At 64.1% G+C, this 21,206-nt stretch carries 20 protein-coding genes; 8 read left to right on the top strand and 12 right to left on the bottom strand.

Annotated features, from left to right (window positions below; genetic code table 11):
- Positions 1-228 precede the first annotated feature (228 nt).
- Together folE2 and C84B14_RS06425 are read right to left on the bottom strand one after the other, a co-directional pair.
- The gene (folE2, locus tag C84B14_RS06430; protein WP_353222701.1) at positions 229-1,092 is read right to left on the bottom strand and encodes a GTP cyclohydrolase FolE2; all 864 of its coding nucleotides are present in this window, start codon (positions 1,090-1,092) and stop codon (positions 229-231) included.
- Positions 1,093-1,225: 133 nt separating this feature from the next.
- On the bottom strand, positions 1,226-1,567 hold the full coding sequence (locus tag C84B14_RS06425) for a histidine triad nucleotide-binding protein (protein ID WP_348767899.1): 342 nt from the start codon (positions 1,565-1,567) through the stop codon (positions 1,226-1,228).
- A gap of 168 nt (positions 1,568-1,735) precedes the next feature.
- Between C84B14_RS06425 and C84B14_RS06420 the strand changes: the two genes are divergently transcribed.
- Positions 1,736-3,745 (top strand): SDR family oxidoreductase, encoded by a 2,010-nt coding sequence (locus C84B14_RS06420; RefSeq protein WP_348767898.1) that lies wholly within the window; start codon positions 1,736-1,738, stop codon positions 3,743-3,745.
- A 75-nt stretch (positions 3,746-3,820) separates the two neighbouring features.
- On the opposite strand, the gene C84B14_RS06415 is transcribed toward C84B14_RS06420, so the two are convergent.
- Complete coding sequence (locus C84B14_RS06415; protein WP_353222699.1) at positions 3,821-4,897, bottom strand: 3-deoxy-7-phosphoheptulonate synthase; 1,077 nt, start codon at positions 4,895-4,897, stop codon at positions 3,821-3,823.
- A gap of 217 nt (positions 4,898-5,114) precedes the next feature.
- Here C84B14_RS06415 and C84B14_RS06410 point away from each other — a divergent pair, with 217 nt between their 5' ends.
- Genes C84B14_RS06410 through C84B14_RS06395 form a run of 4 tightly spaced genes read left to right on the top strand, consistent with a single transcriptional unit; the run spans position 5,115 to position 8,653 of the window.
- A complete protein-coding gene (locus C84B14_RS06410) occupies positions 5,115-7,271 on the top strand; it encodes a dihydrolipoyl dehydrogenase family protein (RefSeq protein WP_353222697.1) in 2,157 nt (718 codons plus the stop codon).
- Between the two features lie 24 nt (positions 7,272-7,295).
- The gene (locus tag C84B14_RS06405; protein ID WP_353222695.1) at positions 7,296-8,027 is read left to right on the top strand and encodes a sulfite exporter TauE/SafE family protein; all 732 of its coding nucleotides are present in this window, start codon (positions 7,296-7,298) and stop codon (positions 8,025-8,027) included.
- Positions 8,028-8,081: 54 nt separating this feature from the next.
- Entirely contained in the window at positions 8,082-8,222 is a 141-nt protein-coding gene (locus tag C84B14_RS06400) for a hypothetical protein (RefSeq protein WP_348765894.1), read from the top strand.
- Complete coding sequence (locus tag C84B14_RS06395) at positions 8,219-8,653, top strand: PaaI family thioesterase (protein ID WP_353222693.1); 435 nt, start codon at positions 8,219-8,221, stop codon at positions 8,651-8,653. Before C84B14_RS06400 ends, C84B14_RS06395 begins: the two co-directional genes overlap by 4 nt.
- Positions 8,654-8,662: 9 nt before the next feature.
- Here the strand turns inward: C84B14_RS06395 and C84B14_RS06390 are convergent, their stop codons facing one another.
- From C84B14_RS06390 to mutM, 7 genes are all read right to left on the bottom strand, one after another.
- Positions 8,663-9,316 (bottom strand): hypothetical protein, encoded by a 654-nt coding sequence (locus tag C84B14_RS06390; RefSeq protein WP_348765896.1) that lies wholly within the window; start codon positions 9,314-9,316, stop codon positions 8,663-8,665.
- Positions 9,313-9,579 carry a DUF167 domain-containing protein gene (locus tag C84B14_RS06385; RefSeq protein ID WP_353222691.1) on the bottom strand — a complete coding sequence of 89 codons (267 nt, stop codon included), beginning with the start codon at positions 9,577-9,579 and terminating at the stop codon, positions 9,313-9,315. The genes C84B14_RS06390 and C84B14_RS06385 overlap by 4 nt, the downstream gene beginning before the upstream one ends.
- Positions 9,580-9,635: 56 nt before the next feature.
- Complete coding sequence (locus tag C84B14_RS06380) at positions 9,636-9,887, bottom strand: GlsB/YeaQ/YmgE family stress response membrane protein (protein WP_348765898.1); 252 nt, start codon at positions 9,885-9,887, stop codon at positions 9,636-9,638.
- A 71-nt stretch (positions 9,888-9,958) separates the two neighbouring features.
- On the bottom strand, positions 9,959-10,768 hold the full coding sequence (locus C84B14_RS06375; RefSeq protein WP_353222689.1) for an SDR family NAD(P)-dependent oxidoreductase: 810 nt from the start codon (positions 10,766-10,768) through the stop codon (positions 9,959-9,961).
- 4 nt (positions 10,769-10,772) lie between these two features.
- On the bottom strand, positions 10,773-11,195 hold the full coding sequence (locus C84B14_RS06370) for a YkvA family protein (protein ID WP_353222687.1): 423 nt from the start codon (positions 11,193-11,195) through the stop codon (positions 10,773-10,775).
- A gap of 389 nt (positions 11,196-11,584) precedes the next feature.
- Positions 11,585-13,174, bottom strand: a complete 1,590-nt coding sequence (locus tag C84B14_RS06365) for an FMN-binding glutamate synthase family protein (RefSeq protein ID WP_348765901.1) — start codon at positions 13,172-13,174, stop codon at positions 11,585-11,587.
- Between the two features lie 45 nt (positions 13,175-13,219).
- Positions 13,220-14,035, bottom strand: coding sequence for a bifunctional DNA-formamidopyrimidine glycosylase/DNA-(apurinic or apyrimidinic site) lyase (gene mutM / locus C84B14_RS06360; protein ID WP_353222685.1), 816 nt, complete (start codon positions 14,033-14,035; stop codon positions 13,220-13,222).
- 119 nt (positions 14,036-14,154) lie between these two features.
- On the opposite strand from mutM, the gene C84B14_RS06355 reads away from it, so the two are divergent.
- The 3 genes from C84B14_RS06355 to C84B14_RS06345 all read left to right on the top strand — a co-directional run bounded on the left by C84B14_RS06355 (position 14,155) and on the right by C84B14_RS06345 (position 18,836).
- Complete coding sequence (locus C84B14_RS06355) at positions 14,155-15,177, top strand: bile acid:sodium symporter family protein (protein WP_353222683.1); 1,023 nt, start codon at positions 14,155-14,157, stop codon at positions 15,175-15,177.
- Positions 15,159-16,427 (top strand): MFS transporter, encoded by a 1,269-nt coding sequence (locus tag C84B14_RS06350; protein WP_353222709.1) that lies wholly within the window; start codon positions 15,159-15,161, stop codon positions 16,425-16,427. The genes C84B14_RS06355 and C84B14_RS06350 overlap by 19 nt, the downstream gene beginning before the upstream one ends.
- 183 nt (positions 16,428-16,610) lie before the next feature.
- On the top strand, positions 16,611-18,836 hold the full coding sequence (locus C84B14_RS06345; protein WP_353222681.1) for a TonB-dependent siderophore receptor: 2,226 nt from the start codon (positions 16,611-16,613) through the stop codon (positions 18,834-18,836).
- A 79-nt stretch (positions 18,837-18,915) separates the two neighbouring features.
- Here the strand turns inward: C84B14_RS06345 and C84B14_RS06340 are convergent, their stop codons facing one another.
- Complete coding sequence (locus tag C84B14_RS06340) at positions 18,916-19,812, bottom strand: metallophosphoesterase (protein WP_353222679.1); 897 nt, start codon at positions 19,810-19,812, stop codon at positions 18,916-18,918.
- 66 nt (positions 19,813-19,878) lie between these two features.
- Positions 19,879-21,123, bottom strand: coding sequence for a carbohydrate porin (locus C84B14_RS06335; RefSeq protein ID WP_353222677.1), 1,245 nt, complete (start codon positions 21,121-21,123; stop codon positions 19,879-19,881).
- Between the last annotated feature and the right edge of the window lie 83 nt (positions 21,124-21,206).

Raw genomic sequence — 21,206 nt, 5'->3', positions numbered from 1 at the left:
CGCTAATCTGCGATGAACCTTTTTTTTGCGCGGTCTGGCTGTCGTTACGCAGGTAGGGGCCGGAGAACGTCGAGCCGCAGACCCCGTTCTTATCGCCAATACATACAGTAGGCGCAATGATTGCGACTCGGTGAGGAGTCAGCATTCTCGGGAACTCGAGCAGGGTTCACGCCACTCGGCGCGGGATGCGCTCGCTGATGTCAGCCGGACTTCGAATCGAGCGAAGGCTCAGCTGGCGGGCTGGTCCTTGTCGTGTTCGATCATCGCATAAGCCGAATGGTTGTGGATCGATTCGAAGTTCTCCGACTCCACAACGTAATAACGAAATCGCGAGTCGTCGTTGAGGCACTGGGCGATGTCACGCACCACGTCCTCGACGAACTTCGGGTTTTCGTATGCTCGCTCGGTGACCGCCTTTTCGTCGACGCGCTTGAGGATGCCGTACAGCTCTGAAGACGCCTGCGATTCGGCGATATCGACCAGTTCTTCGAGCCAGAAGAACTCGGTCGCACGCACGCGAATGGTGATCAGCGAGCGCTGGTTATGGGCGCCGTAGTCGGAAATGTCCTTGGAGCAGGGGCACAGGGTGGTTACCGGCACCTTCACTTCGACATACAGATCGGTACGCTCGCCGCGTTGGTCGCCGATGAAGGTGACGTTGTAGTCCATCACCCCTTTTTCCCGTGTCACCGGCGCGTACTTGTCGATGAAATAGGGAAAGCTCATCTCGATATGGCCGTTATCGGCTTCGAGACGCTCGGTCATTTCGCCGAGCATGGTCCGGAACGAGTCGACGGTGATCTGGTGTTCGTGCGCGTTGAGGATCTGCACGAAGCGGGACATGTGGGTGCCCTTGAAATGATGGGGCAGGTTCACGTACATGCCGAAGGTGGCCACCGTGCTCTGATGGCCGCCCACGCGCTGTTCGATCGAGACCGGATGGCGGATATCGCAGATGCCCACCTTGTTGATCGCCAGGTGGCGCGGATCGGCCCGCCCCTGAACATCCTCGATCTCGGCGCTGGTTTGCGCGTCGCGTGCGGCGGAAGAGGTGTTGTTGCTGGCGCCCTGCGCCTTGGCCACGGTACTCATCGTGTTGCGGTTCCAGTCAGGCGAATCGGCCCGCGAGCCGATCCAAAGCGCGCCATGTTAGCGCGCGCGGACTCGGCCCACAAAGCAGCTGTGTTTGATTGATGGGGTCGATTCATCCCCTTGCAAGGCGCGCTTAGCCCGGCGGCCAGGCGAAGTCGCGTCCGCCCAGGATATGTACATGTAAGTGAAACACGCTCTGGCCCACGGCCTCGCCGTTATTTACGACCAGTCGGAAGGCCTCGCCATAGCCTTCGTTCTTGGCGACCTGCCGTGCGGTCAGCAGCAGATGCCCAAGCAGCGCCTGATCGTCGGCTTCGGCGTTGACGAGCATGTCGATGGGCTTTTTCGGGATCACCAGGATATGCATCGGCGCCTGCGCGTTGATGTCGCGAAACGCCAGGCACTGGTCGTCTTCGTGGACGATATCGGCATCGATCTCGCGATTGATGATCTTGGAAAATATGGTTTCGCTCATGGATGGGTCCTGATTGGGTGGGCTATTGCGCGTCGACGCATTGTGTCAGAAGCGCTCGCGCGATCGTAATAGTGGCGCAAGGGGGCCGCATGGGTTTACCGTCAGCGATGCGAGCGACGCCGCCAGCGGCGTCGCCGAGGACGATATCCAGACCAGGACAAAGCAATAATGAACTATCTCGTGACCGGTGCGACCGGTTTCATCGGTCGTTTCCTTGTCGAAAAACTGCTGACACGGCGCAATGCGACCGTGTATGTGCTGATGCGCCGGGCCAGCGCCGACCGCTATACCGGCCTGTGCGAGAGGCTTGGCGTGAGCGAGGACCGCCTGATCCCGGTCTGGGGCGATATCACCCGGCGCGGGGTGATCGACCGCGAAGCGCTTGAACACCTGACTGGCACTATCGATCATGTCTTTCATCTGGCCGCGGTCTACGACATGAACATGACCGACGCCCAGGCCGACAAGGTCAACAACGAGGGCACGGCGAATATCGTCGCGCTCGCGGGTGCGCTGGCCAACGAATCCGGCAAGAAGCCCTGTTTCCACCATGTCTCGTCGGTGGCGGTGGCCGGCGCGGATTACGAAGGCGTATTCACCGACGAGATGTTCGACGAGGGCCAGCAGGTCCGCCATCCCTACTATCGGACCAAGTTCCAGTCCGAGGCGATTGTGCGCGAGCACTGCAAGGTGCCGTGGCGGGTCTATCGCCCGGGGATGGTCGTCGGCCATTCCGAAACCGGGGAAATGGACAAGATCGACGGCCCCTATTATTTCTTCAAGCCGATCAAGCGCATCCGCGACAACGTGCCCAAGTGGATGCCGCTACTCGGTATCGAGGGCGGGCAGATGCCGGTGGCGCCGGTGGACTATGTCGTCGATGCCATGGTGCATATTGCCCACAAGCGCAACCTCGACGGCCAGGCATTCTTTCTTATCCAGAACGAGCCGCCCACCGCCGGCGAAATGTTGCGCATCTTCATGCGCGCGGCCCACGGCCCGGATATCGTGCGTCGTTTGCCGACCCACGAGTGGCCGGCCAATATCGAGCACCAGCTCAAGCGTCTGGCCGGCAACATCCCCAAGGCGGAGTGGCTGGAAAAGAGCATTTCCAAGCGTATCGGCGTGCCGTTGTCGATACTCGGCTACGTAAACAATCGCGCCGTGTTCGAAGACGTGAATACCCAGGCCGCGCTCAAGGGCAGCGGTATTCATTGTCCGCGCCTGGAAGACTATGCGGAGACGCTGTGGCGCTACTGGGAAATGCATATGGACTGCGATTTCCATGTGCCCGAGAAGCTGCTGCGGCGCATGCAGGACAAGGTAGTGGTCATCACCGGCGCCTCCAGCGGCATCGGTTTCATGACCGCGAAAAAGCTGGCCCGTGCCGGTGCGACGGTCTGCATGGTGGCACGCACACCCGACAAGCTCGAGGAAACCCGGGCCATCGTGGACAAGATCGGCCTCGGTCGGGCGGTGGCGTATCCCTGCGATCTGAACGATATGCAAGCCATCGATGCCTGCACGAAACAGATTCTGGCCGATCATCATCACGTCGATATTCTGATCAACAACGCCGGGCATTCGATACGACGGGGCGTGTTCGAGTCGCTCAACCGCTTCCACGACTACGAACGCACCATGCAGCTGAACTACTTCGGCGCCATCCGCATGATCTTCAACTTCCTGCCGGCCATGGCGAAACGCCGCACCGGGCATGTCATCAATATTTCCAGTATCGGCTGCCTGACCAACGTGCCGCGTTTTTCGGCCTATGTGGCGTCCAAATCCGCGCTCGACGCCTTTTCACGCTGTCTGTCGCCGGAAGTCGCCTCGCGCAATATCGATCTGACCACCATCTACATGCCGCTGGTGCGTACGCCCATGATCGCGCCCACCAAGCTCTACGACTATGTGCCCACGCTCACACCGGAGCAGGCCGCCGACATGATCGTGTGCGCGATCCTGGAAAAGCCCAAGCGCATTGCCTCGCCGCTGGGCACCACCGCCCAGATTAGCTATGCCCTGTGGCCCAAGGTGAACGACTTCGTGCTGCACAAGGCGTTTCATATGTTCCCCTCGTCCAAGGCCGCCCGCGGCGGGCGCTCGGGCGAGGCCGAAAAGCCCAATATTCCGGGGCGCGTGCTGGCCGCGCTGCTGCCGGGGCCGTACTGGTAGACGCCGCCCCTTCCCGGACACGAAAAAGCCGCCCGAGGGCGGCTTTTTCGTGAACCCCGTGTTGGTTAACAGGGGTCAGTCGTCGTCGCCGTTGTTGCGCAGGTCGCGGCGTTCGGACACGGCCTTGGCCAGTTCGCCGAGCAGGGCATCGGTATCCTCCCAGTGCAGGCAGGCATCGGTGATCGACACGCCGTATTCGGGCTCCACGCCCGGCACCAGCTTCTGGTTGCCTTCCTTGAGATGGGATTCGATCATCACGCCGAAGATTGCACGGCTGCCCGCGGCGATCTGACCGCCCACGTCGTCGCCGACTTCCAGCTGTTTCTTGTGCTGCTTGCGGCTGTTGGCGTGCGAGAAGTCGATCATCAGCCGGCCCGACAGCTGCGCCTGTTCGAGCAGGGCGACCGCGCCGGCGACCGAATCGGCGTCGTAGTTCGGCCCGTTCGCACCGCCACGCAGGATGATATGCGTATCGCGATTGCCTTCGGTGGCAAAGATCGCGGACTGGCCTTCCTTGGTCAGCGACAGGAAATGGTGCGGATGATGGGCCGCGCCCACGGCATCCACCGCGATCTTGATCGAACCGCCGGTGCCGTTCTTGAAGCCGACCGGGCAGGACAGCCCCGAGGCCAGCTCGCGATGGCCCTGGCTTTCCGTGGTGCGCGCGCCGATCGCGCCCCAGGCCACCAGATCGGCCAGATACTGCGGCGAGATCAGATCGAGAAACTCGACGCCCGCCGGAATGCCCTGATCGGCGAGCTTGAGCAGCAGCTCGCGCGCCAGGCGGATGCCCTTGTTGATCTTGAACGAGTCGTCCATGTCCGGGTCGTTGATCAGACCCTTCCAGCCCACCGTGGTCCGCGGTTTTTCGAAGTACACCCGCATGACGATGAGCAGATCATCGGCATAGCGTTCGCGCGCATCGGCCAGTTTCTTGGCGTATTCAAGCGCGGCGTCCACGTCGTGAATGGAGCAGGGGCCGACTACGACCAGCAGGCGGTCGTCCTCGCCGTGCAGAATCTTCTGGATGGCCGTGCGCGTGTTGTAGACCGTCTCGGACGCGGCTTCGCTCACGGGCAGCTCTTCGAGTAGCGCCTGCGAAGAAATCAATTCCTGAATGCCCTTGATACGGAGGTTGTCGGTTTCGTGCATGGTTATTCGGGCGAATGCGGCCGGCGAAGACCGTGTAAAAATGAGCGGCGAGTCTAGCAGACGTGCCGTGATTTCAGGCATGGGCGTGTCGTACCGATAGTTGGGCTTTATTAGCGGGCCTGCACACGGCGTCTGGATGCGCTGTCGCGGCGTAATCGCCCGAACGACGTAGCCTGTCGGTGCCGAAGCTCGCAGGCGTTTGAAAGGAAAGCAATCGATGACCATCACCCGTATCGGCCTGGCCGTTTTCGTAATCGCGCTCATCGCGGCCTGGTTCGTGGTGAACCCGGGGCAGTATCTCGGGGCGGCCTGTAGCGATCAGGTATTCAGCCTGGCCTGTTTCGAAAGCCAGCGCGCCGCGCTCGGCGAGCTGGCTGCTGCCCACGGTCTGCTGTTCGCGGTGGGTTTCTTCGCGATCTATGTCGCGGTTACGGCCATCTCGTTGCCGGGGGCAGCGGTGATGACCCTGATCGGCGGCGCGTTGTTCGGCCTGGTCGAAGGCACGCTGCTGGTGTCGTTCGCATCGGCAATCGGCGCCACATTGGCTTTTCTCATCGCGCGCTTCGTGCTGCGCGAAAGCGTGCAGAAACGCTTCGGGTCGCGGCTGAAGGCCCTCAATCGCGGCGTCGAGCGCGATGGCCCCTTCTACCTATTCGCCCTGCGGCTGGTGCCGGTGTTTCCGTTTTTCGTGATCAACCTGGCCATGGGTCTCACCCCCATTCGTACGCGCACCTTCTACTGGGTCAGCCAGCTCGGCATGCTGCCGGGCACGCTCGTCTACGTGAATGCGGGCACCCAGCTCGGTCAGGTGGAATCGTTGTCGGGCGTGTTGTCCCCGGGTTTGATCGGCTCTTTCGTGCTGCTGGGTCTGTTTCCGTTGATCGCCCGCAAGACGCTCGATTTCGTGGCTTCGCGCAAGGCGCTCGCCGGCTACGACAAGCCCAAGCATTTCGATCGCAACCTGATCGTGATCGGCGCCGGTTCGGCCGGGCTGGTGGCCGCGCTGATTGCAGCCACCGTGAAGGCCAAGGTCACGCTTATTGAAAAGAACAGGATGGGCGGTGATTGTCTGAATACCGGCTGTGTACCCTCCAAGGCGCTGATACGCAGTGCACGATTGATGCACGAGATCCGCCATAGCCGGGATTACGGCATTCGCTCGGCCAGCGCGAACTTTCATTTCCAGGACGTCATGGATCGGGTGAAGTCGGTGGTGGCGACGATCGCGCCGCACGATTCGGTCGAGCGCTACGAGTCGCTGGGGGTGGACTGTATTCAGGCCGGCGCCCGGCTGGTCGACCCGTGGACCGTGGAAACCGACGACGGCCAGCGGCTGAGCGCGCGTCATATCGTGCTGGCGACCGGCGCGGTGCCGTTCGTACCGGCGATCGACGGACTGGCGGATATCGACTATCTCACCTCCGACACCCTCTGGGATCTCACCGAGCTGCCTGAGCGCCTGGCCGTGATGGGGGCGGGTTCGATCGGCTGCGAAATGGCCCAGGCCTTCGCACGGCTGGGCAGCCAGGTCACGCTCATCGAGCAGGGCGAGCGCATTCTTTCGGTCGAGGACGACGATATCAGCGCGCAGATGCGCGATCGGCTCGTTGCCGAGGGTGTGACCGTGCGAACCGGCCTCAAGGTGACGGCGGCCAGCCGCAACAGCCGCGAAACGGTGCTTACCTGCAAGCTGGGCGAGCGCGAAACCGAGATTCGCTGCGACCGGGTGCTGGTGGCCGTCGGTCGCAAGGCGCGCACCGAGGGCATGGGCCTGGAAGAGCTGGGCCTGATCAAGGACGGGCGTATCGCGGTGGACGAATATCTGCAGACCGCGCTGCCGAGCATCTATGCCTGTGGCGACGCCATTGGCGGCTACCAGCTCACCCATGCGGCCTCTCACGAAGCCTGGCATGCCACGGTCAATGCTCTATTCGGCGCCTTCAAGCGCTTTGCGGTGGATTATTCCAAGCTGCCCTGGTGTACGTTCACCGATCCTCAGGTGGCCCATGTCGGCCACAACGAAAACAGCGCTCGGGCCGCGTCGATCGAATACGAAGTCACCCGCTACGATCTGGCCGGCCTGGATCGCGCAATCGCCGAATCGGCCCGCGAGGGCGTGGTGAAAGTGCTGACCGTGCCCGGCAAGGATACGATTCTGGGTGCCACCATCGTTGGCGAGGCCGCCGGCGAGCTGATCATCGAATTCGTATCGGCGATGAAGCACGGCATCGGCCTGAACAAGATGCTGGCGACCATTCATCCCTATCCGACCCTGGCCGAGGCCAACCGTTTTGCCGCCAGCGAATGGAAAAAAGCGCATGCGCCTGATTGGGTCTTTCCCTGGCTGGCGCGGTTTCATGCCTGGCGTCGCTAGGGGCGAGCGCGGGCCGCTTTCGCATTGACTGCCCTGCTGGTCGCGGCCGCCTTTGTCACCGCCGTGCTGTCGGGCATGGCCGGCATGGGCGGCGGCACTTTGCTGATCGCCCTGATGTTCGCGCTGGGCATGCAGCCGGCCCTGGCTTTGCCGCTGCATGCCGGGGTGCAGTTCGCGGCCAACGCCTCGCGCAGCGTCGCCTATGGCCGCCATGTGCGCTGGCCGGCGCTGGCGCTGTTCGCGCTCACGGCCGTGCCCGGGCCGTTTCTGGTCGCGCCCTGGGTGGTCGATGCCAACCCGGACTGGATTCGGCTGACTCTGGCGCTTTTCGTGGCCTTGGCCGTCTGGCCGAGCTGGGCGGCACGCCTGAAGATCCACGGGCGGGGCGGCCTGCTTGCGGCCGGCGCGATCGCCGGCGTACTGGGCCCGGTGGTGGGGGCCACCGGCATGCTGGTAGCACCGTTCTTTCTTCGCGACGACTGGCGCAAGGAACAGATCATCGCCACCCTGGCGGTCGCCCAGACCGGCAGTCATCTACTCAAGATCGGCGCGTTTTCGCTCAATGGTTTCAATGCGTTCGCACGGCTCGATCTGCTGGTGCCCATGGCCGTGGCAGCCCTGCTGGGTACGCTTGTCGGGCGGCGGCTGCACGGCGTGTTTTCCGAGCATGGTTTCCGCCAGGCGGTGCGGGCTATCATGATCGTGCTGGCACTGCGTCTGGCCTGGGACGGCCTGGCCGGCCTGTGGTCGCCTTGAGGCGTGGCGGATTCGTCAGTACCGTCCTTTGTGGCTCATATTCGGGAGAAGCCGTTGCCCACCTTCGTGATGCTTGCCTTCGTATTCGGCACGGTCGGCTTTTCGCTGGCCGCTGTCGCGTTCGCCCAGACCGTCGCGCTCAAAAAGCGTCTCGATCGGCTGGAAGCACGTTCGGAAACCGAAAGCGCACCGTGAGCCTCAAAGACGCTGGCCAGATTGAAACGGTGATCCGGCGCAACGTCGGATCGCCCGGCCAGCCGGCCTTTCGCGTGCTCGCCGTGGGAACGGCGCATGCCGATATCTGCCTGCCCTACGACGCGGGCATGACCCGCCTGGGCGATACCATATCCGGGCCGGTGCTCATGACCGCCGCCGATGCGGCCATGTATGCCGCCATCATCGCGCATGTGCCGGACGGCGAATACGCCGTCACCAGTCATTTCAATATCGATTTTCTGCGTCGGCCGAAAGCCGCCGACGTGCTTGCCCGGGCTACGCTGCTACGCGTGGGCCGGCGCAGCGTGGCCTGCCGGGTCGAGCTGTTCTCGCAGGATTTCGACACGCTGGTGGCCCATGTCACCGGCGCCTATGCGCGCATGAATACCGCCACCAGCGGCACTGTCTGAGCCGCGGCGCTACCAGCGTTCGATCGCAGCCCGGGCGGCCGCATTGGCCGGACGTGCGATCAGTCCGCTCTGGGTCAGGGTGATTTGGTAGCGCGCGCCATCGGCCATGGGGACGTAGGTCGCGCTGCCGTAACGGGCATCGACCGCCTTCGCCCAGCCGGGAAGGCGCCTAGCAAGCGCGAAGGCGTTGACTCCCGGTTCCTCGGCGTCGAGGGCCACCACGCTGCGCGGTTGGGTTCGCTCATCGGCAATATCGCGATATCGACCGCTCAGGCGCTCCAGCCGGAATAGGGCATCGAAGCCGAACAGATTGGCCCAAGCGTGCCATTTGAGCACGCGGGCATCGAGCTGGAATTCGTCGCCGGCCAGCTCGAAAAGCCGAGGCGGGCCGTTATCGGTGGCAAGCGTTGCCTGAAAGCGCTGGTCGGCCAGCGCCTGGAAGCTCAGCTGTGCCACCGGCTGTTCGTAGCTCAGGCGCTGGTAGGTATGCAGGTTGAGCAGCAGGGCGCCGGCCAGGGCGGTCAGCGCCAGACACAGGCCGCCGCAGGCGCCCGAGCAGGTGGCGGTGAATACACGCCGTCGGCGCAGGCGTGTCGTGGCATGGCCGAGCAGCATCACCCCGATCGCGGCCAGCGCGGCCAGCGTGCAATAGACGACGATCATGGCGCGGGCGAGCCCAGTCGCCGGGCGAATTCGCCCGGGCCGATATCATCGATGGCGACACGCTTGAGCGCGCGTGTGTGGCCGCGCTCGATACGTATCGCGGCGGGCGCAACGTTTAGAGCCTCGGCCAGCAGTGCGACAACGGCGCGGTTGGCCTTGCCTTTTTCAGGCGCGGCGCGCACGCGCAGCTTGAGCGCGGACCCCAGCCAGCCGCTGATCTGATCCTTCGATGCGCCGGGTACGACCTTGATATCGATCTGCATAAAAAAACCGGCGCATCGCTGCGCCGGTTGCCGGTTTTATATGGCCAACGCGTTGATCAACGCGATTTCATCACGCGATACAGCCACAGCAGCAGAATGGCGCCAAGAATGGCGATCAAGAAACTGCCGAGGTTGAAGCCCGATACCGTGCCCATGCCCAGGGCAGTGGAAATGAAGCCGCCGAGCACCGCGCCGAGTATGCCGATGACGATGGTCACGATGATGCCGCCCGGATCCTTGCCGGGCATGAGCAGCTTGGCGACGGCGCCGGCAATCAGGCCGAAGATGATCCATGCAATGATGCCCATCAGTTAAATCCTTGTTCGTAGGGGGTTCGCGTACTGTGCGCGCCGCCGCAGAGCCGTGCAAGTGGGTGATTTTACGCCTTGCGTCGGTAGCGATCCTTGGCCCGACGCCCCTTGGCGGCGAGCAGCGGATGCAGCATGCGGGGCAGTGCGGGCAGCAGATAGCCGGCGGTGGCCATCACCCGGCTCATGGCCGGGCGGCTGCGTTCCACGCGGCCGTCTCGGGCACAGGCGAGGATCAGCTCGGCGATCTGCTCGGGCGTGCTCATGCCCTGCGAGAAGGTGATATCGGACACCGAATCGATATCCTCCAGAATGAAACCGGTGGCGATCGGGCCGGGTGAGACCACGCTCACGCTGATGTTCGTATCGGCGAGTTCATCGGCCAGGGCATAGGTGAAGGCGCGCAGCCCGAACTTGGTCGCCGAATAGCTCGCACTGCCGGCCAGCGGCATGTGGCCGGCGATCGACGCCACGTTGACGATGGCCGCGCCGTCGCTTTGGCCGAGCGCGTCCAGCGCCAGCCGCGACAGCATCAGCGGGGCACGCAGGTTGGTATCCACCATCTGGCCGATTTCGTCGGCGCTGCGCGTGGCCACCGGCCCGCGATGATGGCAGCCGGCATTGTTGACCAGCATATCGAGTCGCCCGTGCACGGCCAGCGCCTGCTCGATAAGCGCTCGACAGCCGGCCTCGCTCGCCACGTCGGCGGCGATGGGGGTGGCGTCGATATCGGCTGCCACGCGCTCGAGCTTTTCTAACCCCCGGGCAGCGATAACGACTTTCGCCCCCGCGGCCGAAAGCGCGCGGGCCGTGGCTTCGCCGACCCCGGCCGAGGCGCCGGTCACCAGCGCCACCCGGCCCGAAAAATCTTTGACCGTCATGATGTTACTCGACTCGCCGCAGTGGGCGTTTGTAAGCGGGGCGCTCGAACCATTGATCGAGCTTCTGGGCGGTACGGCGGCGCACGTCGTCGTTGATGTACTGCGACAGGGCCGCCACCGCCAGCGCGAGGGCGGACAGATCGTCGGTCAGCCCGAAACCGAAAAGCCAGTCCGGAATCGCGTCCATGGGCAGTATGAAGTAGCCGAGCGCGCCGTAGGCCGTCACCCTTGCCCAGCGCGGCGTTTCCGGGCGCTGGGCGGCATAGTGCAGCCACAGGGCCTTTTCCAGCAGCTCGTAGCCGGCACGTTTGGCGACCCGCGAGACCTTGGTCCAGAAGCGCGTGTTCGAGTATTGCCCGGCATAGTCGCGAACCTCGGCCGCGGTTTGCGGGGCCTCGGCCGGCCGGTGAACGGTCGTTACGGTCATCAGTACTCCCGGCGCAGAGCGCCCTGGGTGAGAACGGTATGACCGAGCGTAGCGCATGCGTCGGCGCTGCGCGTATCCGTATCGTTCGCGGGTCCTCGGGGCGCGGTGCCTAGGGCGTGTCGTCATAAGATATGGCGGCGCATCGGCGGCCAAGCCGCGGCAAGACAAGGCATCGCGAGCGTCGCGTGGTTGTTCCACGTAAGCGAGCGATAACGCAGGATTGCCGGGGCTTGGCCGTCGACCGATCGTTATTCGTTGGGGGTTGCCCGCGCCGGACGCGCCACTGGGCGTTGCGGACCTTGACCGTGGCGGGCCACGCTCGGCGGCCCGCGCCTTGCCTGACACGCCCGGCGCGGGCAATGCGACGTCATATCTTATGACGACACGCCCTAGATCGCGGGCAGGAAACTATGCGCCTGTGCCTTGCGCCAGGCCTGCTCGTAGCGGCCGTCGCCCTGGCGGGTGAGCAGCTCGCCGGTTTCCAGGAACCGGTAGACCTGGTCGGCGGTATGGATTTCCGAGTCGGTAGTACGCCGGCACAGATGTTCCGGGCGCAGCTGGCCCGGATGGTCGAGGCCGACCGTGGCGACGACTTCCTGCATGGCCGCGACCGTACGCCGATGGAAGTTGTAGACGCGTTCGCCCTTGTCGGGCACCACCACCGCGCGCTGGCGCCACTTGTTCTGGGTGGCTACGCCGGTGGGGCAGCGGTCGGTATGACAGGATTCCGACTGCACGCAGCCTACCGCGAACATGAAGCCGCGCGCCGAGTTGCACCAGTCCGCGCCCAGGGCCATGTTCGCGGCCATCTTGAAGCCGGAGGTGATCTTGCCCGAGGCGCCGATACGGATACGATCGCGCAGCCCTGCGCCGACGAGCGTGTTGTGTACCCACACCAGGCCCTCACGCAGCGGCGTGCCGACATGGTCGGCCAGCTCCAGCGGGGCCGCGCCGGTGCCGCCCTCGGCGCCGTCGACGACGATGAAATCCGGGGTGATGCCGGTCTTGAGCATGGCCTTGGCGATGGACATGAACTGCCAGCCGTGGCCCACGCAGAGCTTGAAGCCCACCGGCTTGCCGTTCGCACCCTCGCGCAGATCGGCAATGAACTCCATCAGTTCGATCGGCGTGGAAAATGCCGAATGCGACGGCGGCGAAACACAGGTCTGCCCCACGTCGATACCGCGTGCCTCGGCGATCTCGGGGGTGACCTTGGAGCCGGGCAGTACGCCGCCATGGCCGGGTTTGGCACCCTGGCTGAGCTTGATCTCGATCATCTTGACCTGGTCATCGTTGGCGACCTGTACGTACTGATCGCGGTCGAAGCCGCCGTCCGCGCGCCGGCAGCCGAAATAACCGCTGCCGATCTCCCAGATCAGGTCGCCGCCGAATTCCTTGTGATGGCGGCTGACCGAGCCCTCGCCGGTATCGTGGGCAAAGCCGCCCTTTGCCGCGCCCAGGTTGAGCGCGCGGATCGCGTTCGCCGACAGCGAGCCGAAGCTCATCGCCGAAATATTGAGCGTAGAGGCTTCATAAGGCTGGCTGCACTGCGGGCCGCCGATACGCACCCGCGGCGGTGTCTCGCTCGGCGTCTTGGCCGCGATCGAATGCACCAGCCATTCGTGGCCTTCGGCATAGACGTTGTGTTCGGTGCCGAACGGGTCGGCGTCGTTGACGTTCTTGGCGCGCTGGTACACCTGCGAGCGGTGCTCACGCGAAAAGGGCGCGGCCTCGGTATCCGACTCCAGCAGGTACTGGCGGATCTCGGGACGAATCGCTTCGATCATCCAGCGGAAATGCGCCAGCAGGGGATAGTTGCGCAGCAGCGCATGTTCGCGCTGGAAGAAGTCGTGCAGCCCCATGCCCAGAAAGGCCACGCTGATCAGAAAGAACAGCCCGAAATAACGCGGCATGCCGAGGGTGAGATAACCGAACCCCACGGTGGCGACAATGAAGGCGATTAAAGCGATATAGCGCATGGACTCAATCCAGGCAGTAGAAAGCGGTGCGCCCGAACAGCGCGTTCATTTCTGGCAGACCGGGCAGAAGAAGGTGCTGCGCTGGCCGATCACTTCACGACGGATCGGCCCACAGCCGCGCGGGCAGGGCTGCCCGGCCTTGCCATAGGCGGCCAGGCGCAGCTGAAAATACCCGGTATCCCCGTCCACGCCGATATAGTCGCGTAATGTCGTGCCCCCGGCCACGATGGCATCGGCCAATACCTGCCGTATGGCCGCTGCGAGGGCATGGTAACGCGTCCTGCCAATGCGCCCCGCCGGCCGGCGGGGATGAATACGGGCGGCGTGTAGTGCTTCGCAGGCATAGATATTGCCCACGCCGACCACGGTCGCGCTGTCCATGATGAACGTCTTCACCGGCGCGCGGCGTGCGCGTGATCGGGCATAGAGCCAGTCGCCGTCGAACGCATCGCCCAGCGGTTCCGGGCCCAGATGGGCCAGCAGCGAGAACGTCTGCGGCGGCTCGTCGAGCCAGAATATCGAACCGAAGCGCCGGGCGTCGTTGAAGCGCACCGTCCAGTCGTTGTCGAGCACGATATCGACATGATCGTGCGTGGCCACAGGCGTATCGGCGGGCACGATACGCAGCCGCCCGGACATGCCCAGGTGCAGGCAGACATGCCCGGTCTCGGCTTCGAACAACAGATATTTCGCGCGCCGATGGACGGTGCGGATGCGCTGGCCCGGCAGTTCCCGCGCCAGCGCCTCGGACACCGGCCAGCGCAGCTGGGGTTGGCGCACGACGACTGTACGCACGCGCTGGCCGCGCACATGCGGTTCGATCCCCGCGCGCGTGGTTTCGACTTCGGGCAACTCGGGCATCGCATCATTCTGCCACGATCCGCACGCACGCCAGGCGCGGTATGGCTTCGGCCGGCGCGGTTTCGGGCCGTCGGGCGTGAAGCGTGAACAGGCCAGGGCGCGGCCGGTATAATTGCGCTATGCAGAAATTAAGCTGGCTCAAGCGGATCCTGCCGGATCGATTCATCGTTGCGCTGCTGTGCGCCATCGCGCTCGCGAGTTTTCTGCCGATCCACGGCACCGCGGCGATCTATTACGACTATCTCACCAACGCCGCCATCGCGCTGCTGTTCTTCCTGCACGGGGCAAAGCTCTCGCGCGATGCCATCTACGCAGGTGCGACGAACTGGCGACTGCATGTTGCGGTGCTGCTGGCCACGTTCGCGCTGTTTCCGTTGATCGGTCTGGTGTCGCAGCCCCTGCTGGCGGGCTGGCTCACGCCGGAACTGCTCGCAGGGGTGCTGTTTCTGTGTCTGCTGCCGTCGACGGTACAGTCGTCGATCGCGTTTACCTCGGTGGCCCGCGGCAATATTCCCGGGGCCGTGTGCAGTGCCAGCCTGTCCAACCTGCTGGGCGTTTTCATCACGCCGTTGCTGGCCGGGTTGCTGATCAGCAGCGAGTCGATCAGCGGCGGTGGTTCGCTCAACGCCGTGGTCGATATTCTGGTCAAGATTCTGCTGCCGTTCGTTGTCGGCCAGATCGCGCGGCGCTGGATCGGCGGCTGGGTGGCCGCACACCCCAGGCTGGTCAAGTTCGTCGATCAGGGCTCGATCGTGCTGGTGGTCTACGGCGCTTTCAGTGCGTCGGTGGTGGAAGGGCTCTGGCAGCGCACGCCGTTGTCGGCGCTGGCGGTCATCGCGGTGGTATGTGCCGTGCTGCTGGCGATCGTGATGGGCCTGACCTTCGCGGTCGGCCGGCGCTTTTTCTCCCGCGAGGATGAAATCGTGCTGCTGTTCTGTGGTTCCAAGAAATCCCTGGCCAGCGGTATTCCCATCGCCAAGGTGCTGTTCGCGGGCAGCGCCTTGGGCAGTGCCGTGCTGCCGCTGATGCTGTTCCATCAGCTGCAGCTGATTGTGTGCGCTCTGGTCGCCGCGCGCTACGGCCGGGTTGCGGATGCGGCTGAAAAACAGACTGCCGAAGCCGTATCGGGGGCCAGCCGCTGATTTTCAGCGCGCCGGTACAAACCAAACAAAGCCCGGCGACCGGCTGGGGGATTGCCGGCATCGCCTTTCTGGGCGGCGTGGGCGGCGGCGTTGTGTTTCCGATTCTCCCGGTGATCGGTATGGATCTGGGTATTTCCGGGTTCATGATCGGGCTGATCCTGTCGGCCAACCGCATCACCCGCTTGGGTTTCAATCCGGTCACCGGCAGTCTGCTCGATCGCTTTGGCGCACGCTGGCCCGTAGCGGTGGGCCTGGCCATCGAGGCCGCCGGTACGCTGGCCTTCTCCGTGGGGCTCGTGGCCGATTCGCCGGGCCTGTGGTTTCTTGCCGGGCGCGTCATCTGGGGTATCGGTTCCTCGCTGCTGCTGGTGGGCACCCTGGCGGCGGTGATGGCCATCGCGCCACGTGCCAGCCGAGGTGGCATGACCGCGCGTGTGCGTACGGCCATCAGCCTGGGGCTGCCCGCGGGGCTCGTCATCGGCGGACTGATCGCCGATGCGGCCTCGGCCAACGCCGCGTTTTTAACCGCCACCGCGCTGAGCGTGGCTGCCGCCACGTTGACGCTGTTCTTGCTGCCACCCACGCCGGCGCCACAGGCGGGGGAAAAACGGCCCAGCACGGTCAGCGAAAGCACGCGCGAACAGTGGCGTGCGCTTCTAAGCGTGAAGACGCTGCGCATCATATGGGGCGCGAACGCGCTGTTGTTCTTTGCCGTATCCGGCGTGCTGCTGGCCACCATCGCGGTGGTGGTGGATCAGCGCGGGCTGTTCGTATTCGGGCTGGGCCCGGAAGGCAGTGCCGGCCTGCTGATGGCGGTGCTCATGACCGCTCGGGCGGGTGCGTCGCTGGCCGCGGGGCGCATACTCGATCGCTCGGCATCGCGCACGCGATTGCTGCTGCCGGCCATGGCCCTGGTGGCCATCGGTTTCGTGGGCCTCGGCCTGGCCGGTACATCGCTTACCGCGGCCGCGGCGCTGATGGTGATCGGCGTCGGCTCGGGCGGGCTGACCATTCCCTTGCTGACGCTGCTCGGCGATGTCGCGCCTGCGCATCTGCACGGCCGGGCGTTGTCGGTGTATCAGTGGTCGAGCGATTTCGGCGGCGCGCTCGGCCCGGCCGCCGGTCTGGAGCTCGGCCGCCTGCTGGGTTTCGGGCCGAGCTATGCCGGCGTGGGCCTGCTGATGCTGGCGATGACGGTGCCGCTGTGCTGGCTGATCGCGCGCGAGGCGGGCGCCAGCACGCGCAACTGACGGTTCGGCCGGCCCGCACACGTCGCGTAATGCACCGCTTGCGGAAAGAAATGCCGTCAATTATTTGAATGCGAATAATTATCATTTATATTCCCGGAGCTCTGCCCGATGCGACGACTTGTGTCGATGCATCGGTTCAACGCTGCCGGCCTTGGGAGAGGCCGGCCTATCCGGGGGATTTGAATGCTATTGAGGGATCTGCGCGCACGGTATACGCCGGCGCATCTCGTATTGTCCGTGGCTATCGCCAGCGGTGGGGTCAGCTATGCGCAAAGCGATACCGAAACCGCTGATGCCGCCGAAACCGTCACGCTCGAAACGCTAGAAGTCAGCGATGACGCTATTGCCATCGATGCGTCCGGAGAAAACGTCGGCTATAGGGCGACATCTCAGGACACGGCCACCGGCATGAATCTGCCGTTCGAAAAGACGCCGCAGTCGGTCACCACGCTTACCCAGCAACGCATGCAAGACGAGAATCTGGAAAGCGTGATCGACGCCGTGGGCCGTGTCACCGGTATCACCGTCAGCAACTCGGACGCGAATCGGTTCCAGATCCAGTCGCGTGGCCTGCCGGTGAACACGATCATCTACGACGGCGTGCCGGTGACCTACGACAACCGTTTTTCCTATGGCGACAAGGCGCTCGATACCGCGATCTACGATCGTATTGAAGTGGTGCGCGGCGCGAATGGTCTGATGCAGGGCGCCGGTACACCGTCGGCCGCGCTCAATCTCGTGCGCAAGCGTCCGAGGCGCGATTTTGCAGGCGAGCTACGCTTGTCGACCGGCAGCTGGAGTAAGAAACGCGCGGTGGTTGATGTGACGGGACCGCTGAATGCGGCCGGATCGCTGCGTGGGCGCGCCGTCTACGCCTATGACGATCAAGACTCGTTCATCGACCGCTACGGCAACACCAACAACACCTTCTACGGTGTGCTCGAAGGTGATATTGGCAGCCGTACGGTGTGGTCGCTCGGCTCGGTGCATCAGCGCAAGGAGGCCGATGCCTCGATGAGCGGCGGCCTGCCGCTGTTCTTTTCCGACGATAGCCGGACCAACTACGAGCGCTCGACGAACACGGCCCCCGACTGGGCCACGCACCAGACCGAGATCACCAACGTGTTCGCCGACGTGACCCATCGCTTTAATCCGGACTGGAGCTTGACGGGACACTATCTCTACAACGACGGCGCCCTCGATCAGCGGGTGTTGTTTCCGGTCGGCAACCCCGATCCGATCACCAATAGCGGCATGACGCCGGGCAGTTTCTATCGCATCGACGGCAACCGTACGCAGCATACCTTCGATCTCAAGCTCAACGGCCGCTTCGAGGCGTTCGAACGCAGCCACGAAGTCATCTTCGGCGCCCAGCATCGCGATCAGGATTTTAGCAACCCGTATTACGCACCGGCACCGCCGCTGGGCCCGCCCTACAGCGGCGCCAACCCGCCGCTTGGCGATTTTCGGGATCCGGGGTTCGATTACCCGAACCCGGAATATCTGGATACTCCGGTCGACGGCTATACCTCGCGCGGCGAAACGCGACAGACCAGTGCCTTCGTGGCGTCGTTTCTGGAAGCCAGCGATCGACTGGATCTGTTGTTGGGCGCACGGGTGACGAATTACAGCACCGATCAGTTCAATTTCGGTACCACGAACGATTTCGAGCACAACGGCGAATTCACGCCCTATGCCGGGTTGCTTTATGTGTTGACCGACGATTATTCGCTGTATGCGAATTACACCGAGATATTCCAGCCGCAATCCGAACTCTCCCAGAGCGGCCAGGTGCTCGATCCGGTGATCGGCAGCAACTATGAGGGCGGCGTCAAAGCCACGCTGTTCGGCGATCGTCTCAACGCCTCGGCGGCAGTATTCGAGATTCGCCAAGACAACGTTGCCGAACAGGACGGCGTGGTCGCCGGCACCGCGCTGCGGGCGTATCGCGGCGTCGACGGTACCCGCACCCGCGGCTACGAACTCGAAGCCAACGGCGCGCTCACCGACCGCTGGCAGCTCTATGCCGGCTATACCTACGCGTATACCGAAGGCCCGGACGGCGAACGCCTGAATACCAGCCGGTCGAAGCAAACGTTCGATTTGTTCACCACCTACGATCTGGCCGGGGCCTTGCAGGGGCTGACCGTGGGCGGCGGCGTAGCCTGGCAGAGTGAAGCCACGACCGATGCGACCAATGCCTCGGGCGCTACGGTCGATGTTTCGCAGGACAGCTATGTGCTGGTCGATCTACTGGCGCGCTATCAGCTCAGCCCCGAGGTCAGCGTCCAGGCGAAAGTGAACAATCTGTTCGATGAGACCTATACCACACAGGTCGGCTTCTACGACCAGTATTTCTATGGTGCGCCACGTAACTTCACCGTCGGTGTGGCTTACCGGTTCGACTGACCGTAGACCATGATAGTGCGGGCGCCGTGCACGGCGCCCGGTTTCGTTTCTGGCCTTGGCAGGGTCGGTCCGCTGGCGATCACCGCTCGGACAGTGGCGGCGCGCCTAGCGATCGACGGCTGACATCACGGCCTTCACCGTCGACGAATACGGTTTCGGCTTGTACCCGATCGGCCTCTACCACCAGTGAAATATGATGGCGTCGACCGCCTTCGCGCTCGATACGCGGCACGCATGCGGCATTCAGATACAGCGTCTGACCGTCGTGGGCCCAGGTATCGCGCCAGGCGCCGGTATGCTTGCTGCGGTGGTGCATATGGCCGGCCAGCACTGTGCGCACGCGGCGACCGGTTTCGTGGGCATGGTCGATGGCCGCACGCAGGTCCGGATCGCCGAAGTCACCGTATTCGGGATCGAAATCACAGCCGAAGGGCGCACCCGGCGTATCGCCAAGACCGGCCGGGCCATTGTGGGCCAGCACGATGAGGTTTTCGGGGGCGGCGTCGACGAGCGCGCATAGCTTGTCCGCGCTGGCCTGGAAATCGGTGACACCGAAAGCCGATTTCAGATAGTGGCGATAATAGAAACGGTTGGGCCCCATGGCATGTGGACGGGCGACAAGCAGGCCCAGGTCGCGATCGAGTTCGGCCAGGGTATAGCCGCCCAGACGGATGCCGCCCAGGGCCTCGTCGAGCCGACGTACGCGTTTGTGCATACCGCGCGCGCCCAGCCGCGCCGCCAGGGGCCGGTTCTTGACCTCGGCAAGCAGCTGCCACAGGCCTACGCCGTCGTGATTGCCCGGAATGGCCCAGGCCGGCTTGGTCAGGGCGGCGAGCTGGCGCGCCACGGGAAGACTGTTGACCACGCGCGCGAAGTCGCCCACGAACAACAGCATGTCGTAGTCGCTGGCATTGAAGAACGCGGTATCGCGTTCGTCCCAGAAGCCGTGTATGTCGCCGATGACGCCGAATTTCATGGCGAACGTTTTAGGCCGCCCGGGCTTCTACGTCAAACGCGTGCCGTCATATCGGGCCGGCCGTGGCTAGAAAGCGATCTCGCCGCGCAGGGTCGCGACCCTGGCGTCGTCCAGTCCCATGCCGCCGGGGTTGACGATGTACTGGAAGTCCGGCTTGAGCGCCATCCAGGGCGTGACCTGAACGGCGTGGAAGACTTCGAGCGCGGTTTCGTGGTCCTGGGTGAAGCCGGCACCCGGCGCGTCGGAGAAATCCACCCGGCTGACCATCAAACCGGTGAGATCGTCGGGACGGTCGGCGATCAGGCCGGTGACCTGAACCCCGGCGCCGATATGCGAAGCCAATTCGCTCACCTGTTCGTCGGCCCGGCCATATTGGGCAAAGCCGTCGACTGCCAGCGGCGAGGCCGGATCGTCGTAGAGCGATTGGTCCCAGACCAGATAGATTCCGTCGCCGCTGTCGTTTACGGCGCCGTCGAAACGAGGGAAGTCGCCGTCGTGCCGCCAGTAGCCGAATCCCAGCCGGCCGTCCAGCTCGGCAAGCCGGTACTCGAGGCCGACTTCGCCAACGCTGAAGCGGTCGCTGTCGTCGCCCAGAAAATTGTCCGGCCCGCGGGTGCCGGTACGTCGGCCGTTGAGGCTGGAGCCGTCATAGACGCCGGCACGGGCATAGACGCCGGCTGGTAGCTCCGCGAACAACGCGATGCCGGTGGCCGGATCGGGGTAGGAGGGAAACGCCAGGATTGTGGGCGAAAACCCGGGCGAGGAATTCAGGAACTGATCGCCGTTGTCGACATAGGCGAAGTCTTCGTTGGCATCCATCTTGCCGATCTTGATGGCCAGGCGCTCGTCGAACAGGTTCTGGCGATACCAGAGCGAATAGAACGCATCCAGCGGCGTTTCGTCGATGTTGGAATAGACCTGGATATCGCCGCTGTCGAGGTTGCCGTTGTCGCCGTGAAAGCCCAGGTAGGACGCACGCAGCGTGCCGCCCGGCCAGCCAAAGGCGGCCTCGGTATCCAGCTCGATGCCGGCCTCGATCAGATAGCGTGCCGCGGTTGCGCGTGGCTCTGCGCCGCCGTCGAGTACGATCGAATAATCGCCGATGACCACCGCATCGAAGCTCAGCCCACGGGCTTCGGCAGCGGGACGCAGCCCGCCCATATCGCCGAGCAGCGTATCGCGGGTGGCGATATCCGGCGCCCCGCTTACGTCGGCGTCGTACGTGGATTCGGTCTGGGAGGGGCCGGCGGCGGCTATGCCAGCGCCGAGGAGCAGGGTGGGAGCCAGCGCGCGGCCTGACCAGCGCCTCATGCGCCTGGCCGGGTGCATCGACGATTTCGGCGTAGCCTGTGAACGGTGGCTGGGCATGGGTGTTCCTTGACTGTTCGGTGTTC

Source organism: Salinisphaera sp. C84B14, assembly GCF_040361435.1.
In the GTDB taxonomy this organism is placed as follows: Bacteria; Pseudomonadota; Gammaproteobacteria; order Nevskiales; family Salinisphaeraceae; genus Salinisphaera.
Note: the sequence above shows the minus strand (reverse complement) of the source record. Positions and strands in the feature narration are given on the sequence as shown.